Below are 2,500 nucleotides of genomic sequence, written 5' to 3' on the forward strand. Positions count from 1 at the left end.
AGTTTGCATCTTCTGCTAAGGAAGATGCCTGTTCTGAATACATTGTGAAGAGAAGATATGTCTGGAAGCTTCCAGGTGTTTTGGGTTTATGCCCGAGACGTCCGAGCCCAGTCTCAGTGAAACCTTGTGATGGCTTAGTCGGCCGGAATTGGTGGAGGGGCTGGAGTAGGTAGGAAGCTTGTCCAAGGCATTTTTGTTGTTTGAAGGTTTAGGCCTTCATCTGATGGGAATGCTGGATTGATGTTGCCTGACCGCGCATCACCGGATGATATCTCGAGAAGCTGGTCTTAATGATACGACCTCGAAGTGCACCGGCGTGCCTTCATATGAGGATAGTATCGACACGTCGATGTCATCAGGAAATGACCTGATTGTAAAAGGTAATCGGGTTGCCGTTTCTTTGAAACGGCTATGGATGAGCATAGACAATGAGAACGAAGAAGTGAATTAAGGGCATTTGGTGGATGCCTTGGCATGCACAGGCGAAGAAGGACGTGATACGCTGCGAAAAGCTGTGGGGAGCTGCGAATAAGCTTTGATCCATAGATATCCGAATGGGGCAACCCACCTTAAATGCTTGGAAAATCCAAACCGTCTTTGACGGCTTGGGTTTCCAAGCATTGTTATAAGGTATCTTACTTTCGAATACATAGGGGTAAGAAGCGAACGCAGGGAACTGAAACATCTAAGTACCTGCAGGAAAGGACATCAACCGAGACTCCGTAAGTAGTGGCGAGCGAACGCGGACCAGGCCAGTGGCAATGATGAATAAAGCGGAACGATCTGGAAAGGTCGGCCATAGAGGGTGATAGCCCCTTACGCGTAGAACAGTCATTGTCCTTGAGTAGGGCGGGACACGTGAAATCCTGTCTGAACATGGGGAGACCACTCTCCAAGCCTAAGTACTCGTGCATGACCGATAGCGAACAAGTACCGTGAGGGAAAGGTGAAAAGCACCCCGACGAGGGGAGTGAAATAGAACCTGAAACCGGATGCCTACAAACAGTCGGAGCCCGCAAGGGTGACGGCGTACCTTTTGTATAATGGGTCAACGACTTAGTGTAACTAGCAAGCTTAAGCCGGTAGGTGTAGGCGCAGCGAAAGCGAGTCTGAATAGGGCGATTTAGTTAGTTGCATTAGACCCGAAACCGAGTGATCTAGCCATGAGCAGGCTGAAGGTTGGGTAACACCAACTGGAGGGCCGAACCCGTATCTGTTGCAATAGATTGGGATGACTTGTGGCTAGGGGTGAAAGGCCAATCAAACTCGGAAATAGCTGGTTCTCCGCGAAATCTATTTAGGTAGAGCGTCGACCGAATACCCTCGGGGGTAGAGCACTGGATGGGCTATGGGGACTCACCGTCTTACTGATCCTAACCAAACTCCGAATACCGAGGAGTACTAGTCGGCAGACACACGGCGGGTGCTAACGTCCGTCGTGAAAAGGGCAACAACCCTGACCTCCAGCTAAGGTCCCCAAGTCATGGCTAAGTGGGAAAGGATGTGAGGATCCCAAAACAACCAGGATGTTGGCTTAGAAGCAGCCATCATTTAAAGAAAGCGTAACAGCTCACTGGTCTAAATAAGGGTCTTTGCGCCGAAAATGTAACGGGGCTAAAGCCATGCACCGAAGCTGAGGATTGTGGCAACCTTCGGGTTGCTTCAGTGGTAGCGGAGCGTTCCGTAAGTCTGTGAAGGCGGACCCGTGAGGGCTGCTGGAGATATCGGAAGTGCGAATGTTGACATGAGTAACGATAAAGGGAGTGAGAGACTCCCTCGCCGAAAGACCAAGGGTTCCTGCTTAAAGTTAATCTGAGCAGGGTTAGCCGGCCCCTAAGACGAGGCGGACACGCGTAGTCGATGGGAACCACGTTAATATTCGTGGGCCTGGTGGTAGTGACGGATCTCGTGTGTTGTACATTCTTATTGGATTGGATGTGCAGCGAAGAGGTTCCAGGAAATAGCTCCACCGTATAGACCGTACCCGAAACCGACACAGGTGGTCAGGTAGAGTATACCAAGGCGCTTGAGAGAACTATGTTGAAGGAACTCGGCAAATTGCACGCGTAACTTCGGAAGAAGCGTGACCCCATTTTAGGCAACTATGATGGGGTGGCACAGACCAGGGGGTAGCGACTGTTTATCAAAAACACAGGGCTCTGCGAAGTAGCAATACGACGTATAGGGTCTGACGCCTGCCCGGTGCTGGAAGGTTAAAGGGAGGGGTGCAAGCTCTGAACTGAAGCCCCAGTAAACGGCGGCCGTAACTATAACGGTCCTAAGGTAGCGAAATTCCTTGTCGGGTAAGTTCCGACCTGCACGAATGGCGTAACGACTTCCCCGCTGTCTCCAACATAGACTCAGTGAAATTGAATTCCCCGTGAAGATGCGGGGTTCCTGCGGTCAGACGGAAAGACCCCGTGCACCTTTACTATAGCTTTACACTGGCATTCGCCAAGGCATGTGTAGGATAGGTGGTAGGCTTTGAAGCAGGGACGCC

At 51.0% G+C, this 2,500-nt stretch carries 1 rRNA gene (only partly in view); it reads left to right on the plus strand.

The window, feature by feature from the left end:
- Positions 1-436 precede the first annotated feature (436 nt).
- Positions 437-2,500, plus strand: a 23S ribosomal RNA gene (locus FCH38_RS23365) (it continues 742 nt past the right edge of the window).

Source organism: Agrobacterium tumefaciens, assembly GCF_013337285.1.
Lineage (GTDB): Bacteria > Pseudomonadota > Alphaproteobacteria > Rhizobiales > Rhizobiaceae > Agrobacterium > Agrobacterium burrii.